Source organism: Dietzia sp. UBA5065 (genome assembly GCA_002415925.1).
Classification (GTDB): Bacteria; Actinomycetota; Actinomycetes; order Mycobacteriales; family Mycobacteriaceae; genus Dietzia.
Genome location: DIAZ01000003.1, coordinates 24,237 through 39,359, shown reverse-complemented (window position 1 = coordinate 39,359; position 15,123 = coordinate 24,237). Strand labels below are relative to the sequence as shown.

12 protein-coding genes and 1 pseudogene are annotated in these 15,123 nt (G+C 73.8%); 5 read left to right on the top strand and 8 right to left on the bottom strand.

The annotated features are described in order from the left end of the window. From B4M60_RS00455 to bioB, 4 genes and pseudogenes are all read right to left on the bottom strand, one after another. A pseudogene (locus B4M60_RS00455) lies at positions 1 to 332 on the bottom strand (ATP-dependent dethiobiotin synthetase BioD); the annotation flags it as partial. A 143-nt stretch (positions 333 to 475) separates the two neighbouring features. After that, positions 476 to 1,663 (bottom strand): 8-amino-7-oxononanoate synthase, encoded by a 1,188-nt coding sequence (locus B4M60_RS00450; protein WP_291079395.1) that lies wholly within the window; start codon positions 1,661 to 1,663, stop codon positions 476 to 478. Continuing rightward, the gene (locus B4M60_RS00445) at positions 1,656 to 3,029 is read right to left on the bottom strand and encodes an adenosylmethionine--8-amino-7-oxononanoate transaminase (RefSeq protein WP_414646693.1); all 1,374 of its coding nucleotides are present in this window, start codon (positions 3,027 to 3,029) and stop codon (positions 1,656 to 1,658) included. The genes B4M60_RS00450 and B4M60_RS00445 overlap by 8 nt, the downstream gene beginning before the upstream one ends. Position 3,030: 1 nt before the next feature. Next, positions 3,031 to 4,152, bottom strand: coding sequence for a biotin synthase BioB (gene bioB / locus B4M60_RS00440; RefSeq protein WP_291079394.1), 1,122 nt, complete (start codon positions 4,150 to 4,152; stop codon positions 3,031 to 3,033). A 106-nt stretch (positions 4,153 to 4,258) separates the two neighbouring features. On the opposite strand from bioB, the gene B4M60_RS00435 reads away from it, so the two are divergent. After that, positions 4,259 to 4,795 carry a TetR family transcriptional regulator gene (locus B4M60_RS00435; protein ID WP_291079393.1) on the top strand — a complete coding sequence of 179 codons (537 nt, stop codon included), beginning with the start codon at positions 4,259 to 4,261 and terminating at the stop codon, positions 4,793 to 4,795. A gap of 48 nt (positions 4,796 to 4,843) precedes the next feature. Here B4M60_RS00435 and B4M60_RS00430 read toward each other — a convergent pair whose 3' ends face one another. Both B4M60_RS00430 and B4M60_RS00425 read right to left on the bottom strand, forming a co-directional pair. Next, complete coding sequence (locus B4M60_RS00430) at positions 4,844 to 5,398, bottom strand: CAP domain-containing protein (RefSeq protein WP_291079392.1); 555 nt, start codon at positions 5,396 to 5,398, stop codon at positions 4,844 to 4,846. 181 nt (positions 5,399 to 5,579) lie between these two features. Then, a complete protein-coding gene (locus tag B4M60_RS00425; RefSeq protein ID WP_291079391.1) occupies positions 5,580 to 6,128 on the bottom strand; it encodes a CAP domain-containing protein in 549 nt (182 codons plus the stop codon). Between the two features lie 174 nt (positions 6,129 to 6,302). Here B4M60_RS00425 and B4M60_RS00420 point away from each other — a divergent pair, with 174 nt between their 5' ends. Next, positions 6,303 to 8,390: an NADPH-dependent 2,4-dienoyl-CoA reductase gene (locus B4M60_RS00420; protein ID WP_291079390.1), complete on the top strand. Its 2,088-nt coding sequence runs from the start codon at positions 6,303 to 6,305 to the stop codon at positions 8,388 to 8,390. 35 nt (positions 8,391 to 8,425) lie between these two features. On the opposite strand, the gene B4M60_RS00415 is transcribed toward B4M60_RS00420, so the two are convergent. Next, positions 8,426 to 10,006 carry an MFS transporter gene (locus B4M60_RS00415; RefSeq protein ID WP_291079389.1) on the bottom strand — a complete coding sequence of 527 codons (1,581 nt, stop codon included), beginning with the start codon at positions 10,004 to 10,006 and terminating at the stop codon, positions 8,426 to 8,428. Between the two features lie 67 nt (positions 10,007 to 10,073). Here B4M60_RS00415 and B4M60_RS00410 point away from each other — a divergent pair, with 67 nt between their 5' ends. Then, positions 10,074 to 11,609: a hypothetical protein gene (locus B4M60_RS00410; RefSeq protein ID WP_291079388.1), complete on the top strand. Its 1,536-nt coding sequence runs from the start codon at positions 10,074 to 10,076 to the stop codon at positions 11,607 to 11,609. 210 nt (positions 11,610 to 11,819) lie between these two features. Here B4M60_RS00410 and B4M60_RS00405 read toward each other — a convergent pair whose 3' ends face one another. Beyond that, a complete protein-coding gene (locus B4M60_RS00405; protein ID WP_291079387.1) occupies positions 11,820 to 12,674 on the bottom strand; it encodes a universal stress protein in 855 nt (284 codons plus the stop codon). 163 nt (positions 12,675 to 12,837) lie between these two features. Between B4M60_RS00405 and B4M60_RS00400 the strand changes: the two genes are divergently transcribed. Next, a complete protein-coding gene (locus B4M60_RS00400) occupies positions 12,838 to 13,284 on the top strand; it encodes a Fur family transcriptional regulator (RefSeq protein WP_291079386.1) in 447 nt (148 codons plus the stop codon). 53 nt (positions 13,285 to 13,337) lie between these two features. Next, positions 13,338 to 14,864: a catalase gene (locus B4M60_RS00395; protein ID WP_291079385.1), complete on the top strand. Its 1,527-nt coding sequence runs from the start codon at positions 13,338 to 13,340 to the stop codon at positions 14,862 to 14,864. Positions 14,865 to 15,123 lie beyond the last annotated feature (259 nt).

Sequence of the window (15,123 nt, the reverse complement as noted above, 5' to 3'; positions counted from 1 at the left end):
GTGCCCAGCCGCACGAGAACACCGCCGGCGCCCTCGACCAGGTCGAGGCGGCCGTTCGGGGCGGGCGGGTCGGTGCGGCCCAGCCACCGTCGGATCGGCCCGGCCAGGTCCTCGAGCCCCGACTGCGGCAGCCCCGCGACCCGGGCCGCGGTCTCCGGGGCCAGCGGGTCGGGGAGCCTCCGCACCTCGAGCACGCGCCGGGCCCCGGAGAGACGGGCGGCCTCGTCGGCGTCCCCGGGTTCGCCCGGTGCCAGCCCGGTCTGCAGCGGCTTGCAGATGCCTGCGTCCAACCCGGCCGAGCGGGCGAGCGCGGCGAGGGCGGCGGTGGCGATGGTCTTGCCGACGTCGGTCCCCGTCCCGGTGACGACGACCGGGCCTGCCCCGACCGTCGCTGCGGTGGTCGGTGCCGCACCAGCCGCGGCTGCCGACCTCGTCGTCGTCGAACTGGTCGTCGACTCCACGCGTGTGCCCGCGGTCACGCGCCGCCCCACCGTTCGTGTTCGACCAACACCTGGGTGAGCGCGTCGGCGGCTCTGGCCAGGTCGGCGTCGGAGAGGTCAGCGCGTGCGGTGAGCCGCAGCCGGGCGGTGCCCTCGGGGACCGACGGCGGCCGGAAGCAGCCCACCCGCACGCCCAGCTCGGCGCAGCGCCGGGCCGCCGAGACCGCGCGGGCCGGGTCGCCGAGGATCACCGACACCACCGCCGAGTGCGGGCTGGCGGCGCCGGTCACCGCGGCCAGGTACCCGGCCACGTCCAGGACGCGGCGGGCCCGCTCCGGCTCCGCGCGCAGGACCGCGAGCGCCGCCCGCGCCGCCCCGACGCTGGAGGGCGCGAGCCCGGTGTCGAAGATGAAGGTCCGCGCGGTGTCCACCAGGTGCGCGCGCACCCGCTCGGACGCCAGCACCACCCCGCCCTGCGCGCCGAGCGCCTTGGACAGCGTCGCCGTGACCACCACGTCCTCGTGCGCGCTGAGCCCCAGCTCGTGGACCAGCCCGCGACCGCCCGCCCCGCGCACCCCCAGCCCGTGCGCCTCGTCCACCAGCAGCACCGCGCGGTGGTCCCGGCACGCCCCGTGCAACGCCTGTAGTGGCGCGAGGTCGCCGTCGGCGCTGTACACCGAGTCGGTGACGACCAGCGCCCGCGCCTCGGTGCGCCCCGCCAGGGCCCGTGCGACGGCGCGGGTGTCGCCCCGGTCGACGACGACGACGCGGGCCCTCGACAGCCGGCACGCGTCCACGAGGGAGGCGTGCGAGCCGCCGTCGGAGACGATGAGCGATCCACGCCCGGACAGCGCCACGACTGCGCCGAGGTTGGCGGTGTACCCGGAGGAGAACACCAGCGCGGCGGGCTTCCCGGTGAAGTCGGCGAGCTCGTGCTCGAGGGCCTCGTGCTCGCTGGTCGTGCCGGTGACCAGCCGCGACCCGGTCGCCCCGGCGCCCCAGCGGGTGGTGGCCTCGATCGCGCCGGCCACGACCACCGGGTGCCGGCCCAGGCCCAGGTAGTCGTTGGAGGCCAGGTCTATCGCGCGGTCCCCCGGGGCGCGCGGGGTCAGGACGCGGTGCAGGTGACGGGCGCGGCGCTCCGCGGCGGCGTCGTCGAGCCAGTCCAGCGCGGGGGAGCGGGCCGGGGCCGTGGGGGAGGTCGGGGCGAGCAGGTCAGGCATGGGCGTACTCCTCCGTGGGGTCGGTCGCGCTGTGCGCCCCGGCGGCCGCGGCTCCGGCGGCCGCCGCGCCGGCGACCGCGGCCGCGCAGATGGCGTCGAGCTCGGGGTCCGTCGCCACGTAGGGCGGCATGGTGTAGATGAGATCGCGGAACGGGCGCAGCCACACGCCGCGGGCGGTGATGGCCGCCGTCGTGGCCGGCATCTCCACCGGCGCGTCCAGCTGGATCACCCCGATCGCCCCGAGCACCCGCACGTCCACCACGCCGGGCAGGTCGAGCGCGGGGGCCAGGCCGCGGCGCAGGCGATCCTCGATCCGCGGGACGTCGCTGCGCCACCCGCCGGCCTCGACCAGGTCGAGCGAGGCGCACGCGACCGCGCACGCCAGCGGGTTGCCCATGAACGTCGGGCCGTGCGCGAGCCCGCCCGCCTCGCCGGCGCTGATCACCTCGGCCACCCGATCGGTGGTCAGCGTCGCCGCCAGGGTGAGGTACCCGCCGGTCAGCGCTTTGCCCAGGCAGAGAATGTCCGGCGCCACGCCGGCGTGGTCGGCGGCGAAGAGCCGGCCGGTCCGGCCGAAGCCGGTCGCGATCTCGTCAAAGATCAGCAGCGCGCCGGTCTCGTCGGCCAGCCGGCGCAGGTCGTGCAGGTAGTCCGGGTGGTGGAAGCGCATCCCGCCGGCACCCTGGACCACCGGTTCCACGATGATGGCGGCCAGCTCGCCGGCGGCCCCGCGGATCGTGCGCTCGAGCTCGGCGACGTAGTCGGGGCTGTACTGCGCGGGCGGCCGGGGCGCGAACACCTGCTCGGCCACCACCCCGCGCCACATGCTGTGCATGCCGCCGTCGGGATCGCACACGCTCATCGGGGAGAGGGTGTCGCCGTGGTAGCCGCCGCGCCACGTGGCCAGCCGGGTGCGGGCGGGGTGGCCCAGCGAGCGTTGGTACTGGACGGCCATCTTGACCGCGACCTCTACGGCCACAGAGCCCGAGTCGGCGAGGAACACCTTGGTCAGCCCGCCCGGCGCCATCCGCGCCAGCCGGGTGGCGAGCTCCACCGCCGGCGGGTGCGTGAGCCCGCCGAACATGACGTGGCTCATCGTGTCCACCTGCCGGTGGGCGGCCGCGTCCAGGTGCGGGTGCCGGTAGCCGTGGATGGCCGCCCACCACGAGCTCATGCCGTCGATCAGCTCGCGACCGTCGGCCAGCCGCAGCCGCACCCCCTGCGCCGAGACCACCGGCAGCGGCTCGGTGCTAGCCGGGAAGCCGCCGTAGGGATGCCAGACGTGCTCGGCGTCCGCGGCCAGCATCGCGGCTGTATCCAGCACCGCGGCTGAATCCAGCACCGCGGCGGCGTCCTGCGTGGGCATGTCAGGCGTTCGCGGGCTCGCTCGTGCCCGCGCCACGCGTGCGGATGGCCACCGGGGTCTGGGGCGACCGGCGGGTCGGCGCGGGGATGACGGCCTCGTCGTCGTCGTCCTCTCCGCCCTTCTCCCCGCCCGTCTCCATCTGCAGGATCTCCAGGCCCGCGTCGGCGATCATCTGCAGGTCCTCGCCGCCGGGTTGGCCCTCGCTGGTGAGGTAGTCGCCGAGGAACAGCGAGTTGGCGATGAACAGGGCCGTGGCCTGCAGGTGGCCCAGGTGGCGCTCGCGGCCTGCGGCCACGCGGAGCTCGGTGTCGGGGGCGACGAAGCGGACCATGGCGAGGATGCGCAGGCAGTCGCGCGGGGTGAGCGTGTCGACGCCCTCGAGCGGGGTGCCGTCGAAGGGCAGCAGGAAGTTGACGGGGATGGAGTCGACGCCCTTGGCGCGCAGGTCCATGGCCAGCTCGACCAGCTGCTCGCGGGTCTCGCCCATGCCGGCGATGAAGCCCGAGCACGCGGACAGGCCGGCGCCGTGGGCCTGCGCGACGGTGTGCTCGCGGTCGGCGTAGGTGTGGGTCGTGCAGATCTCGGAGTAGTGGCTCTCGGCCGTGTTGAGGTTGTGGTTGTAGGCGTCGGCACCGGAGGCGCAGAGCGTCTCGGCCTGACCGTCCTTCAACGCCCCGAGGCAGGCGCAGACCTCGACGCCGGGCGTGTCGGACTTGATGGCCTCGATGATGTCGGAGACCTTGCCGACCTCGCGGTTGCTGGGGCCGGTGCCGCTGGCGACCAGGCAGACGCGCGAGGCGCCGGCCGCGATGCCCGCCTTGGCCGCGGTGACGGCCTCCTCGGTGTTGAGCCAGGTGTAGCGCAGGATGCCGGCCGTGGAGTTGAGCCGCTGCGAGCAGTAGAAGCAGTCCTCCGGGCACAGGCCGCTCTTGAGGTTGACCAGGTAGTTGACCTTGACCGTGTTGCTGAAGTGCTGGAAGCGCAGGCGCGAGGCGGCCGCGACGACCTCCATGAGCTCGGGGTCGCTCGAGTCCAGGATCGCGAGGGCGTCCGCCGCGCTGATCACGCCGCCGTCGAGTACGTGGTCCGCGAGCTCGTGCCAGCGGGGGGTGGTGGTGGGCATGGTTCCTCCTGAACGCCGTTCATTGAACGCCGTTCAAGGTAGCGGAACGATGCCGTCTTGTACAGCGTTCAGGAGGCGGGCGGGGCGGGCGGTAGGATCAGCGCCCGTGGCTCTCACCAAGACATCGGTCGTCGATTCCGCGCTGGACCTGCTCCGCGAGGCGGGCCTGCCCGGCATGTCCATGCGCACGCTGGCCACGCGGTTGGGGGTTCAGCCGAGCGCGCTGTACTGGCACGTCCCGTCCAAGCAGGCCCTGCTCACGGCGGTCGCGGAACGGGTGCTGGCGACCATGGGGCCGGTCGGGGCGGCGGGGTCGGCGGCCGGGGAACTGCGTGCGATCGGCACGGCCCTGCGCGCGGCGGTGACGGGCGTTCCGGACGGCGCCGAGATCGTGGCGCTGGGGCTGGCCGCGGGCGCGGTGAACCCGGTCGCCGAGGTGGTCGAGGCGGCCTGTACCCGCCACGGGCTGGGCGGCCGGGCGGCGGGGTTGACCACGGCGCTCACGGCCTATGTCCTCGGGCTGAGCCTGGAGGAGCAGACGCACCACAACCTGGCGGTCGCCGACCCGGCCACGCCGCCGGTCGAGTTCGACGCGCGCTTCTCCGCCGGCCTCGAGGCGCTGCTCGCGGGCGCGCTGGCCTGACGCGGGCGGGGGCGCTGCCGGCGGGAAGGCGTCAGTAGCGCGCGGGCGTCAGTAGCGCGCGAACACCTGCGTGGCGTACAGCTTTCCGTCGGCGGCCACGGCCACGCCGACGCCCATCGCGGTGTGCCCCGGGTGAAGCATGTTGAGCCGGTGGCCGGGGGAGGCCATCCACTGGTCCACGAGCTGCTGCGGCGTGGCGTGCGCGTAGTTCTGCAGTACGTTCTCGCCGTAGTGGGCCCAGCCGCCGGGGATCTGGCCGGCGACGGTCGGGTTGTGGTACATCCGGTTCTGGGCGGCCTGGGTGCCGCTCCAGCCGATGGCCACGTCGGTGAGGCCGGCGTTGGCGGTCAGCGGGGCCAGGCCGTGTGCGGCCCGGGCGGCGTTGGTCGCACCCTCGAGCTGGGCGCGGTACTCGGGAGAGGCGGGGTCGATCGCCGGCACGGCGCCCGGGGCCGGCGGCTGGATGAAGCCGATGGTCAGGCCGGGCAGAACGATCTGCGGCAGCTGCGCGGAGGCCTGGGGCGCGGCGCTCAGGGCCATGGCCAGGGAGGCGGCCGCTCCGAGCAGGAGGGCGCGTCGCGTACGGATGAGGGCTCGGGTCACTGGGGTCCTTTCGCGGTGCAGGGCCCGGGGATCGGGCGGTCTGTCCCACGGTAGAGACCAAAACGTTACATAAGCCAGCCGTTAGGTCGCGGAGGCCCTCTCACCAGGCCCGACGCCCCCGTCACCTGCGGCGGGTGACGGGGGCGTCGGGGGCGGTCCGGGGCCGGTGCCCGGGCGGGGATCAGCGCAGGGTGACGAAGTTCTGCGTGGAGTAGAGCTTCCGGCTGTCGGCCAGGGCCGCGCCCACGCCGAGGTGGGTGTGGAGCGGGTTGAGCATGTTGAGGCGGTGTCCGAGTGAGTTCATCCACTGGGTGACCAGTTCCTCGCCGTCCGCGCCGCACCAGTTCTGGAGGACGTTCTCCCCGTAGCCGCGCCACTGGCCCTCGTAGGTGGAAGCGACCTGCGCCCGGATGTCCGGGTTGTGGTACATCTTGTCCTCGTCGGCCATCCGGGTGCTCCAGTTCTGGGCGATCCGGTCGAGGCTGTCGAGCCGCGCGACCGGCGGCGCGCCGGCCTCGGCCCGCACCCGGTTGGTGTGCTCGTGGATCTCCGAGATCAGTTGCTCGACCTGGGCCGGAGAGGTCTGCTCGCAGGGCGCGGGGCCACCGATGGTGAACGAGACCGACTGCGCCCCGGCGGCGGGCGTGGCGATGGCCGCGCAGGTGACCGCGGCGGCGAGCATGCCGAGAATGCGTGTTCCGCGCGTGCGGGCACTACGGGTGGTGTGCATGAGGGGTTCCTGGAGGGGTGAGGGGACTGGACCGTGCGTGAGGGCGGCAGAGGGGGCCGTGGGGAAAGGATAGGGTCCGAGGCCTCCGTTCGCCCCCGGGAAGGGAAAATTCGGGGGTGTCCCCGGCGCGCCGCGGACCCGAGGGCTCCCGTGAGGTGGCGCACAATGGGGGCCATGAGCCAGAGCCACCCGCACCTCGTCAGCCCCCTCGCCGTCGGACACCTCACCCTGCGCAACCGCCTGGTCATGGGCTCCATGCACACCGGGCTCGAGGACCGCACCAGGCACCTGCCCGAGCTCACGGCGTACTTCACCGAGCGCGCGCGTGGCGGTACGGCGATGCTGGTCACCGGCGGGTACTCGCCCAACGTCGAGGGCTGGCTACTCCCGGCCGGGTCCATGATGGCCAGCCGGCGGATGGCGGACAGGCATCGCGGGCTCACCGACGCCGTCCACGAGGAGGGCGCGCACATCCTGCTCCAGGTCCTGCACGCGGGCCGCTACGGCTACCAGCCGTTCGTCCGCTCGGCCTCCTCCACCAAGTCCCCGATCAGCATGTTCAGGGCCCGGGCCCTGAGCGCGCGCGGCGTCGAACGCACCATCGGTGACTGGGTCCGCGCGGCCCGGCTGGCCCGGCGGGCGGGCTACGACGGCGTCGAGATCATGGGATCGGAGGGGTACCTCATCAACCAGTTCCTGGCCGCCCGGACCAACACGCGCACCGACGCGTGGGGCGGCAGCGCCGGCGCGCGCATGCGGTTCCCCGAGGAGATCGTCCGCCGGGTCCGTGCCGAGGTGGGCCGGGACTTCCTCATCCAGTACCGGATCAGCCTCCTGGACCTGGTCTCCGGCGGTCAGACCTGGGACGAGACCGCCGAGCTCGCGCACCGCCTCGAGGCGGCGGGCGTGGACGTGTTCAACACCGGGATCGGCTGGCACGAGGCCCGCATCCCCACCATCGTCACCAGCGTGCCGCGGGCCGCGTTCGTCGACCTCACCGCCCGGCTCAAGGCGCTCGTGGGGGTCCCGGTGATCGCCTCCAACCGCATCAACACCGCGGAGAAGGCCGAGCACATCCTCGCCTCCGGGCAGGCCGACCTGGTCTCCATGGCGCGCCCGTTGCTGGCGGACCCGGCATTCGCCGCCAAGGTCGCCGAGGGGCGGGCCGACGAGATCAACATCTGCATCGCCTGCAACCAGGCCTGCCTCGACCACACCTTTGCCAACAAGCGGGCGTCCTGCCTGGTCAACCCGCGCGCCGGCCGGGAGACGGAGCTGCTGCTCACCGTGGCGCCCGCGCGGCGGCGGGTGGCGGTGGTCGGTGCCGGTCCCGCGGGGCTCGCGTGCGCGGAGGCCGCCGCCTCGCGCGGGTTGGCCGTGGAGGTGTTCGAGGCCTCCGACGAGATCGGCGGGCAGTTCCGCTACGCCATGCGCGTGCCGGGCAAGGAGGAGTTCGCCGCGTCCCTGGCCTACTTCAGCCGGCGCCTGGACGTGCTGGGGGTGCCCGTGCACCTGGGCCGCGCCGCCGAGGCCGCCGACCTCGCCGGCTTCGCCCACGTGGTGGTGGCCACCGGCGTCCGCCCACGCGAGCTGGACCTGCCGGGCGCCGACCACCCCATGGTCATGACCTACCCCGAGCTGCTCACCGGCGCCCGCGTCCCCGGCCGGCGCGTGGCGGTGATCGGCGCCGGCGGGATCGGCGTGGACGTGTGTGGGTTCCTCCTCGCCGGCGGGTCCGGGCTGGACCTCGACGGCCGCGGCGTCCACGGGCACTCCACCGACGTAGAGGCGTGGAAGAGGCACTGGGGCGTGACCGACCCGGCCCTCGCCCGCTCGGGCCTCGGCACGGCCGTCGCCGACGAGCCGGCCCACGAGGTGCACCTGCTCCAGCGCAAGACCTCGCCGATCGGCAGGGGCCTGGGCAAGACCACCGGCTGGGTGCACCGCGCCGAGCTCAAGACGGGCGGCGTGCGGCAGTACACCGGCGTGACGTACCGGAGGATCGACGACGACGGGCTGCACATCCTCACCGCCGAGGGCGAGCACCGGGTGGTCCGGGTGGACTCGATCGTGGTGTGCGCGGGCCAGGAGTCGGTCCGCGACCTCGCCGATGAGCTGACCGAACGGCTGGCCGACCGGCCCGCCGGGCCCGGCGGCGGGGCGGGCGCGCGCGTCCACGTGATCGGCGGCGCGGACGTGGCCGCCGAGCTGGACGCCAAGCGGGCGATCAGGCAGGGCGTCGAGCTCGCCGCCACGCTCTGACGCCCGGGTCCGCGAGGGGGCGCCGGGGCCCGGGCTCAGGCGCAGCGCCTCTCGCGGCGGCGGTCCACGACGCTGAACGCCAGCGCGCCCGCCGCCAGCGCGGCGATCAGCCCGAGCGCGGCCCGGAACGCCAGCAGCCAGTCGCCCTGGGTCTCGACCACCCAGAACAGCACGCCGGGGACCATCGCCGTGCCGATCGCGGTGCCCATGCGCTGGCCCAGCGAGATGATGCTGCCGGCCACCCCGCCGTACGCGGGGTCGACCGCGCGGAGCGTGAGCGTCTGGTTGGGGGAGATGGTCATGCCCTGCGCCGTCCCCATCAGCGCGGCGGGCGCCGTGAAGATCAGGTACCCCACCGCTCCGGACTCGACCAGCCCGGCGAGCAGGATGAAGGTCAGCAGCGCGGTGATGGTGAGGCAGAACCCCGCGATCACCATCCGCCGGCCCAGCCGGAGCACGAACCGCCCCGCCACCTGGGCGGACACCGCCGCGCAGATCGAGGCGGGCAGGCTGACGAACGCCGAGTCGAGGGGCGCGTAGCCCAGGTGGAACTGCAGGTACATCGGCATGACGATCCACAGGCTTGTGCCGCCCACGAAGTAGATCGACACGATGATCATGCCGTTGCGGAACGCGGGATCGCGGAAGATGTCCGGGTTGACCAGCGGCGGGCGGCCGACCCGCTCGTAGCGGCGCTCCCACCACACGAACGACCCCAGCAGGACCAGCCCGAGCGGCACGAGTGCCCACAGCGCGGGGTGGGCCCCGCGGTTGAGGAAGGGCAGCATCACCGAGAGCACGGCCGCGCCGAGGAGCAGGACGCCGACCGGGTCCAGGTCCAGGCGCCCGCGCCGCACGGGCGGGGTGGCGGGGGCGGTGACCTCGTCGTCGTCGTCGATCCGCGCCCGCGCCATGTCGCCCGCCCGCGCCATGTCGCCCGCCCGCGCCGCGGAGCCGCCGACGCCGTGACCCACGCTGCCGGGACCCGCGCCGCCGGGCAGACGGCGGTCGTCGGGCAGCCAGCGGTGACCCAGGGCCAGGGCGAGGAGGCCGAGCGGCACGTTGACCAGGAACATCGCGCGCCAGCCCAGGTCGTCGCCGAGCGCCCCGATGAGCAGGCCGCCCACCAGCGGACCCGAGGCGGTGGCCACCGAGACGGTGGTGGCCATGGTCGCGAACGCGCGGGCCCGCGCCGCCCCGCGGAAGTACTTCTGGATGAGCCCGAACGTCTGCGGGTTGAGCATGCCGGAGCCGATGCCCTGCACCACCCGCGCCGCGTTGAGCATCTCGATGTCCCGGGCGAACCCCGCGATCACCGCTCCGGCGGTGAAGACGGCGATCCCCGCGAGGAAGAGTCGCTTGCGGCCGGAGGCGTCGCCGAGCCGCCCCGAGGGCACCAGCAGCAGGCCGAAGGACAGCGCGTAGCCGGAGACAACCCACTGCAGGCCGCTCGAGTCGGCGCCGAGGGCCGGGCCGATCACCGGCAGCGCGACGTTGATGACGGAGATCGCGAGCAGGGCCATGAACAGCGGCACCATCAGGGTGGCGAGGATCCGGGCCGAGCTCACCGGCCGCCCCGGCGCCCCCGCCACCGTTCTCGCGGTCCCGTCGGTCACCTGCGCGATGCTATCCGCGCGAGCGAGTCCGCCGGCGGGCGCGGGCCGGGCGTGGTGGGATCGGTCCATGACCGGCGTGCGGCGGATTCTGGGCAGGGTGGTGGCCGGGGTGACGGCCGGGGTGGTGGCCGGCGCGACGGCCACGGCGGGGGCGCAAGCGGCCTCCCCGCCCGGCCTCGGCCCGGCGGGGACGTCGACGGTCCACGGCGACGCCGCCTCCACCGACACCCTTCCCGGTCGCGGGCCCGGCGCGAGTCCCGCGGTCGTCGGCGCGCTCACCGGGGCCACCTGCTCGACGGTGTTCGTCGGGACGGACGGCCTGCCGGTCGCGCTGTGCACCTCGTACGTCGGGCTCACCCCGCCCACCCCGCTCGCGCCGACGGTCAAGCTCGTCCACCCCGACACGGCCGAGGTGTTGGCGGAGGTGCAGCTGGCCAAGGGCGCGCTGCTCGGCGGCGTGTACGGCTACCTCGACGAGCGCGACCGGGTGGTGGTGGCCGACGGCAACCGGCGGCTGCTGGCCGTGGGGCACGAACGCACCCCCCGGGGCCCGTGGCGGATGACGGTCGACGTCCTGGCCGACCTCTCGCCCGCGGTCCCCGACGGCGACGCCGTCACCGGCCTCATGCCCGCGTTCGACGGGCGCGTGTGGTTCGCCACGTCGGGCGGGGTGGTGGGAACCGTTCGACCCGGCGACGACGACGAGCCGCGCGTCCTCGCCCTGCCCGCGGGGGAGAGGATCACCAACGGGCTGACGGTCCGGCCCGGGGGCGCGTCGGTGATCACCACCCGGGCGCTCTACGAGATCGATCTCCGGGCCGACGGGACGCCGGTGGTGCGCTGGCGCCACGCCTACGACGTGGGCCCGGGGCGCAAGCCGGGCCTGCTCGCGCACGGGTCGGGCACCACGCCCACCTACTTCGGGCCCGGCGACTCGTTGGTGGCGATCACCGACGACGCCGAGCACCCCGACCTGATCGTCCTGCGCCGCTCCGACGGCGCGCTTGTCTGCCGGATGCCGGCGTTCGCCACCACGCTGCGGCCCGAGTCGGCGGCGGCCGACGGGGTGCTGATCCCCGGGCCCGCCGCCACCGAGAACTCGATCATCGCCTCGGGCGGCGCGCTGGTGCTGGTCAACACCTACGGCTTCGAGTACCCGCCGTTCGCCGTCGACGGGCCCGCGGTCCCGCCCGGGGCGCCGTACGCCGGCGGGATGACGCGGATCGAGGTGAGCCCGGGCGCGGGCGCGGAGGGCGCCTGCGCCCGGGCGTGGACCTCCCTCGCGCGCACCGCGTCGCTGCCCAAGCTCACCACCGGCGACGGCCTCATCCACGCGCTGGCGTACGGCCCGCCGCGCGCGGAGCAGGGGCTCGGACCTGTGCTCGGCCCGTCGCTCGATCGGGGGCTCCCGCAGAAGTTCGGTCCGGTGGACGTGACCTCGACGGACGTGGAGACCGGCCGCGAGGTGGCCCGCACGTTGGTGGGCCACGCCCCGCTGGACGAGCCCATGGAGCTCACCGGCACGATCGTCTCCCGCGGCGACGCCCCGGGCGTGATGTGGCAGCCCACGCTCACGCGGATGCTCCGCATCGGCCCCGGCTAGTCCCACCCGGGCTTGGCCCGCCCCTGCCCGCCCGCCCCTGCCCGTCCTCGCCCGCCCACGGTGGCGGACCCCGCTCTAGTCGACATCACGCTGTGATTGGTCGACATCTGCCGCGGGGAAACGGGCTGGCACATGCGAGGCGTCGACCAAACCGGGGGAGGCGTCGACCAAACCGGGGGAGGCGCGTCAGGCGGTCAGGCGGTCAGGCCGTCACTCGGCGGGGCGGACGACGGCGACCGCGCACGGTGCGGTCTGGAGCAGTCGGCGGCTGACCGACCCGAGCAGGAGCCCGGCGAATCCGCCGTGCCCGCGGGATCCCGTCACCAGGAGCGCGGCGTCCTCGGCTTCCGCGGCGATCGTCGTCGCGGGCTCGCCGACCACGAGGATCAGGTCGACGGAGACCTCGGGGTGGCGGGCCTCGTGGGGGGCGAGGGCGTCGGTGACCTCCTTCTCGTCCTCGGCCAGGACGCTCTCGGCCAACTGGTCGAGGTCGAACAGCGATGCGCCGGGCAGCTTGGGGACCTCGACCGTGTGCACCACCCGGAGCCCGACGCCCCGACGCTCGGCCTGGTCGAACGCGAACGCGACGGCAGGGTCGCCGGCCGCGGACCCGTCGGCGGCCAGCACGACCGGCCCGCCGCTCGGGGCCTCGGGCGTGCGCGGGGTGATCACGATGACCGGGCACCTCGCGTGCTCGACCACGCCGGCGGAGGTCGAGCCCATCGCGAAGTCCTCGCGGGCGGTGAGGCCGCGGCTGCCCACGACGATCGCGGAGGCGTGGCGGCCGGCCTCGACCAGGGCGCCGACGGGACTGTCGGCCATCACTCGGTAGGCGGTCGGGACGTCGTGGGTCAGCTCCACCAACTGGTCGCGCATCGCCCCCTCGACGTTCGCGCGGGCGGTGTCGTCGAAGGCGACCACGCGGCCGACGGCGCGGTCGGCGGAGATCACCTCGAGGGTCGTGTCGTGGTCGCGGGCCCAGGCAGCGGCCCAGGCCACGGCCCGGCGGGCGTCCTGCGACCCGTCGTAACCGCACACGACCGGTCCGATGGCGGTCTCCGACATTGCATCCTCCTGGGCGTTCTCCGATTGTCGGCCAGCCTAGTCGGCGGGCGGAGGGGCCGGGCGCGGTGTGGTGCCCGCCCGGCCGGGACCGGCCGGGAAGGGAGACAGAACTGAATCGCTCTTATTATGGATTTGTTCCAGAAAGCGGGCTAGGGTGGAGCCCATGACGACGGACATCGCGGACCCGGGAGCGCTGCTCCGGTCGGCCGGGTTGAGGGTCACCTCCCCCCGGCTGGCGGTCCTCGCCGTCGTCGACGGTCGCCCCCACATCGCGGCGGAGGACGTCGCCACCCAGGTGCGGGAGCGGCTGGGCGCGGTGTCCACGCAGACCGTCTACGACGCGCTGCGGGTGTGCACCGAGGTCGGCCTCATGCGGCGGATCGAACCGGCCGGCTCCCCGGCCCGGTACGAGCGACGCACGGGGGACAACCACCACCACCTCGTGTGCCGGCGATGCGGCCGGATCGAGGACGTCGAATGCGCGATCGGGCACGCGCCCTGTCTACAGCCCGAGCGGGACCACGGCTTCGAGGTCGATGAAGCCGAGGTCAACTACTGGGGCACATGTCCCGAATGTCGGGCGGGGGAAGCCCTTCTCGTCGCAGACTGAAGAGCCAGACCACTTCCGCACCACCACCCAACCCCTTACGAGGAGTACCTGAAGTGACTACGCACCCCGCCGATCGCGGAGTCCGCACCTTCGAGCCGAAGGGCGCGACCACCACCGACAGTGGCCAGCCGGTCCCCAGCGACGAGTTCAGCGCCCAGGTGGGCCAGCAGGGCCCGCAGCCGATCCACGACTTCTACCTGATCGAGAAGCTCTCGCACTTCAACCGCGAGAACGTCCCCGAGCGCATCCCCCACGCCAAGGGCTCCGGCGCGTTCGGCGAGTTCGAGACCACCGAGGACATCTCGGACATCACCTGCGCCGGCCTGTTCCAGAAGGGCGTCAAGACCCCCATGCTGGCCCGTTTCTCCACCGTCGCCGGTGAGAAGGGCTCGCCGGACACCTGGCGCGACCCGCGTGGCTTCGCCCTGAAGTTCTACACCGACGAGGGCAACTACGACATGGTCGGCAACAACACGCCGATCTTCTTCATCCGCGACGCCATCAAGTTCCCGGACTTCATCCACTCGCAGCGCCGCAAGAGCGCCTCGGGCCTGCGCAACCACGCCATGCAGTGGGACTTCTGGACCCTCAGCCCCGAGTCCACCCACCAGGTGACCTGGCTCATGGGCGACCGCGGCATCCCCAAGACGTGGCGTCACATGGACGGGTTCGGCTCGCACACCTACCAGTTCATCAACGCCGCGGGCGAGCGCAACTGGGTCAAGTTCCACTTCAAGACCCAGCAGGGCATCGAGTTCCTCACGCAGGGCGAGGCCGACTCGCTCGCCGGCTCGGATCCCGACTACCACCGCGAGGACCTCTTCAAGGCCATCAAGAAGGGCGAGTTCCCCTCCTGGGACCTGCACGTCCAGGTGATGCCGGTCGACGAGGCCGACGGCTACCGCTTCAACCCGTTCGACCTCACCAAGGTCTGGTCGCAGAAGGACTACCCGCTCCGCAAGGTCGGCACCATGACGCTGAACCGGAACCCGCAGAACCACCACGCGCAGATCGAGCAGGCCGCGTTCGCGCCGACCAACATCGTGCGGGGCATCGGCTTCTCGCCGGACAAGATGCTCCTCGGCCGCGTCTTTGCCTACCCGGACATCCAGCGCTACCGCATCGGCGCCAACTACCAGCAGCTGCCGGTCAACTCGCCGCTCTCGCCCGTCAACTCCTACTCCAAGGAGGGCGGCATGCAGTACCAGTTCAACCACCCGGCGATGGCCGAGTACCACCCCAACTCGATCGACGGCCCGACGGCCGACCCGGCCAAGGCCTACGACTTCGGCGCCTGGGACACCAAGGGCTCGGACATCTACCGAGGCGAGGTGGCCTCGCACGCCGAGGACACCGATCAGGCGCAGGCGACCATCCTGTACCGCGACGTCCTGGACGACGCCGCCCGTGAGCGACTGGCCGGCAACATCGCGGGCCACGTGAGCAAGATCGACCCGTCCGAGTCGGAGCTGCTCGAGCGCGTGTTCGCCTACTGGACCGCCGTCGCGCCGGAGCTCGGGACCGCTGTCCGGTCCGCGGTCGAGTCGGGCCCGCGGGGCGATCACCGCCTGCAGGACTGACACGCCGGACGCCGACCGATCGGGCCCGACTCCGCGACACGCGGGGCCGGGCCCGAGGCGTGTGCGAGGGAGGCGGGTGGCGGGGTGTGTGGCCCTGCGGCCCCCGGGCTTGCGCTGGCTGAATGGTCCACACCGGCAGCGCGGGCGGGCGATCTGCGTGCATTCCGCCAGCGCAAGCCGGGGGGTGGGTGCGGGGCGGCCGGGGGTGGGGGCGGGGGACGGGACGGGGTGGGGGTCAGCCGGCGCGGACCAGGGCGAG

Coding starts and splice junctions, on each gene's coding strand:
- B4M60_RS00450 (WP_291079395.1), bottom strand. CDS start 1,663: ATGCCTGACCTGCTCGCCCCGACCTCCCCCACGGCCCCGGCCCGCTCC.
- B4M60_RS00400 (WP_291079386.1), top strand. CDS start 12,838: ATGACGACGGACATCGCGGACCCGGGAGCGCTGCTCCGGTCGGCCGGG.
- B4M60_RS00420 (WP_291079390.1), top strand. CDS start 6,303: ATGAGCCAGAGCCACCCGCACCTCGTCAGCCCCCTCGCCGTCGGACAC.
- B4M60_RS00425 (WP_291079391.1), bottom strand. CDS start 6,128: ATGCACACCACCCGTAGTGCCCGCACGCGCGGAACACGCATTCTCGGC.
- B4M60_RS00410 (WP_291079388.1), top strand. CDS start 10,074: ATGACCGGCGTGCGGCGGATTCTGGGCAGGGTGGTGGCCGGGGTGACG.
- bioB (WP_291079394.1), bottom strand. CDS start 4,152: ATGCCCACCACCACCCCCCGCTGGCACGAGCTCGCGGACCACGTACTC.
- B4M60_RS00405 (WP_291079387.1), bottom strand. CDS start 12,674: ATGTCGGAGACCGCCATCGGACCGGTCGTGTGCGGTTACGACGGGTCG.
- B4M60_RS00445 (WP_414646693.1), bottom strand. CDS start 3,029: ATGCCCACGCAGGACGCCGCCGCGGTGCTGGATTCAGCCGCGGTGCTG.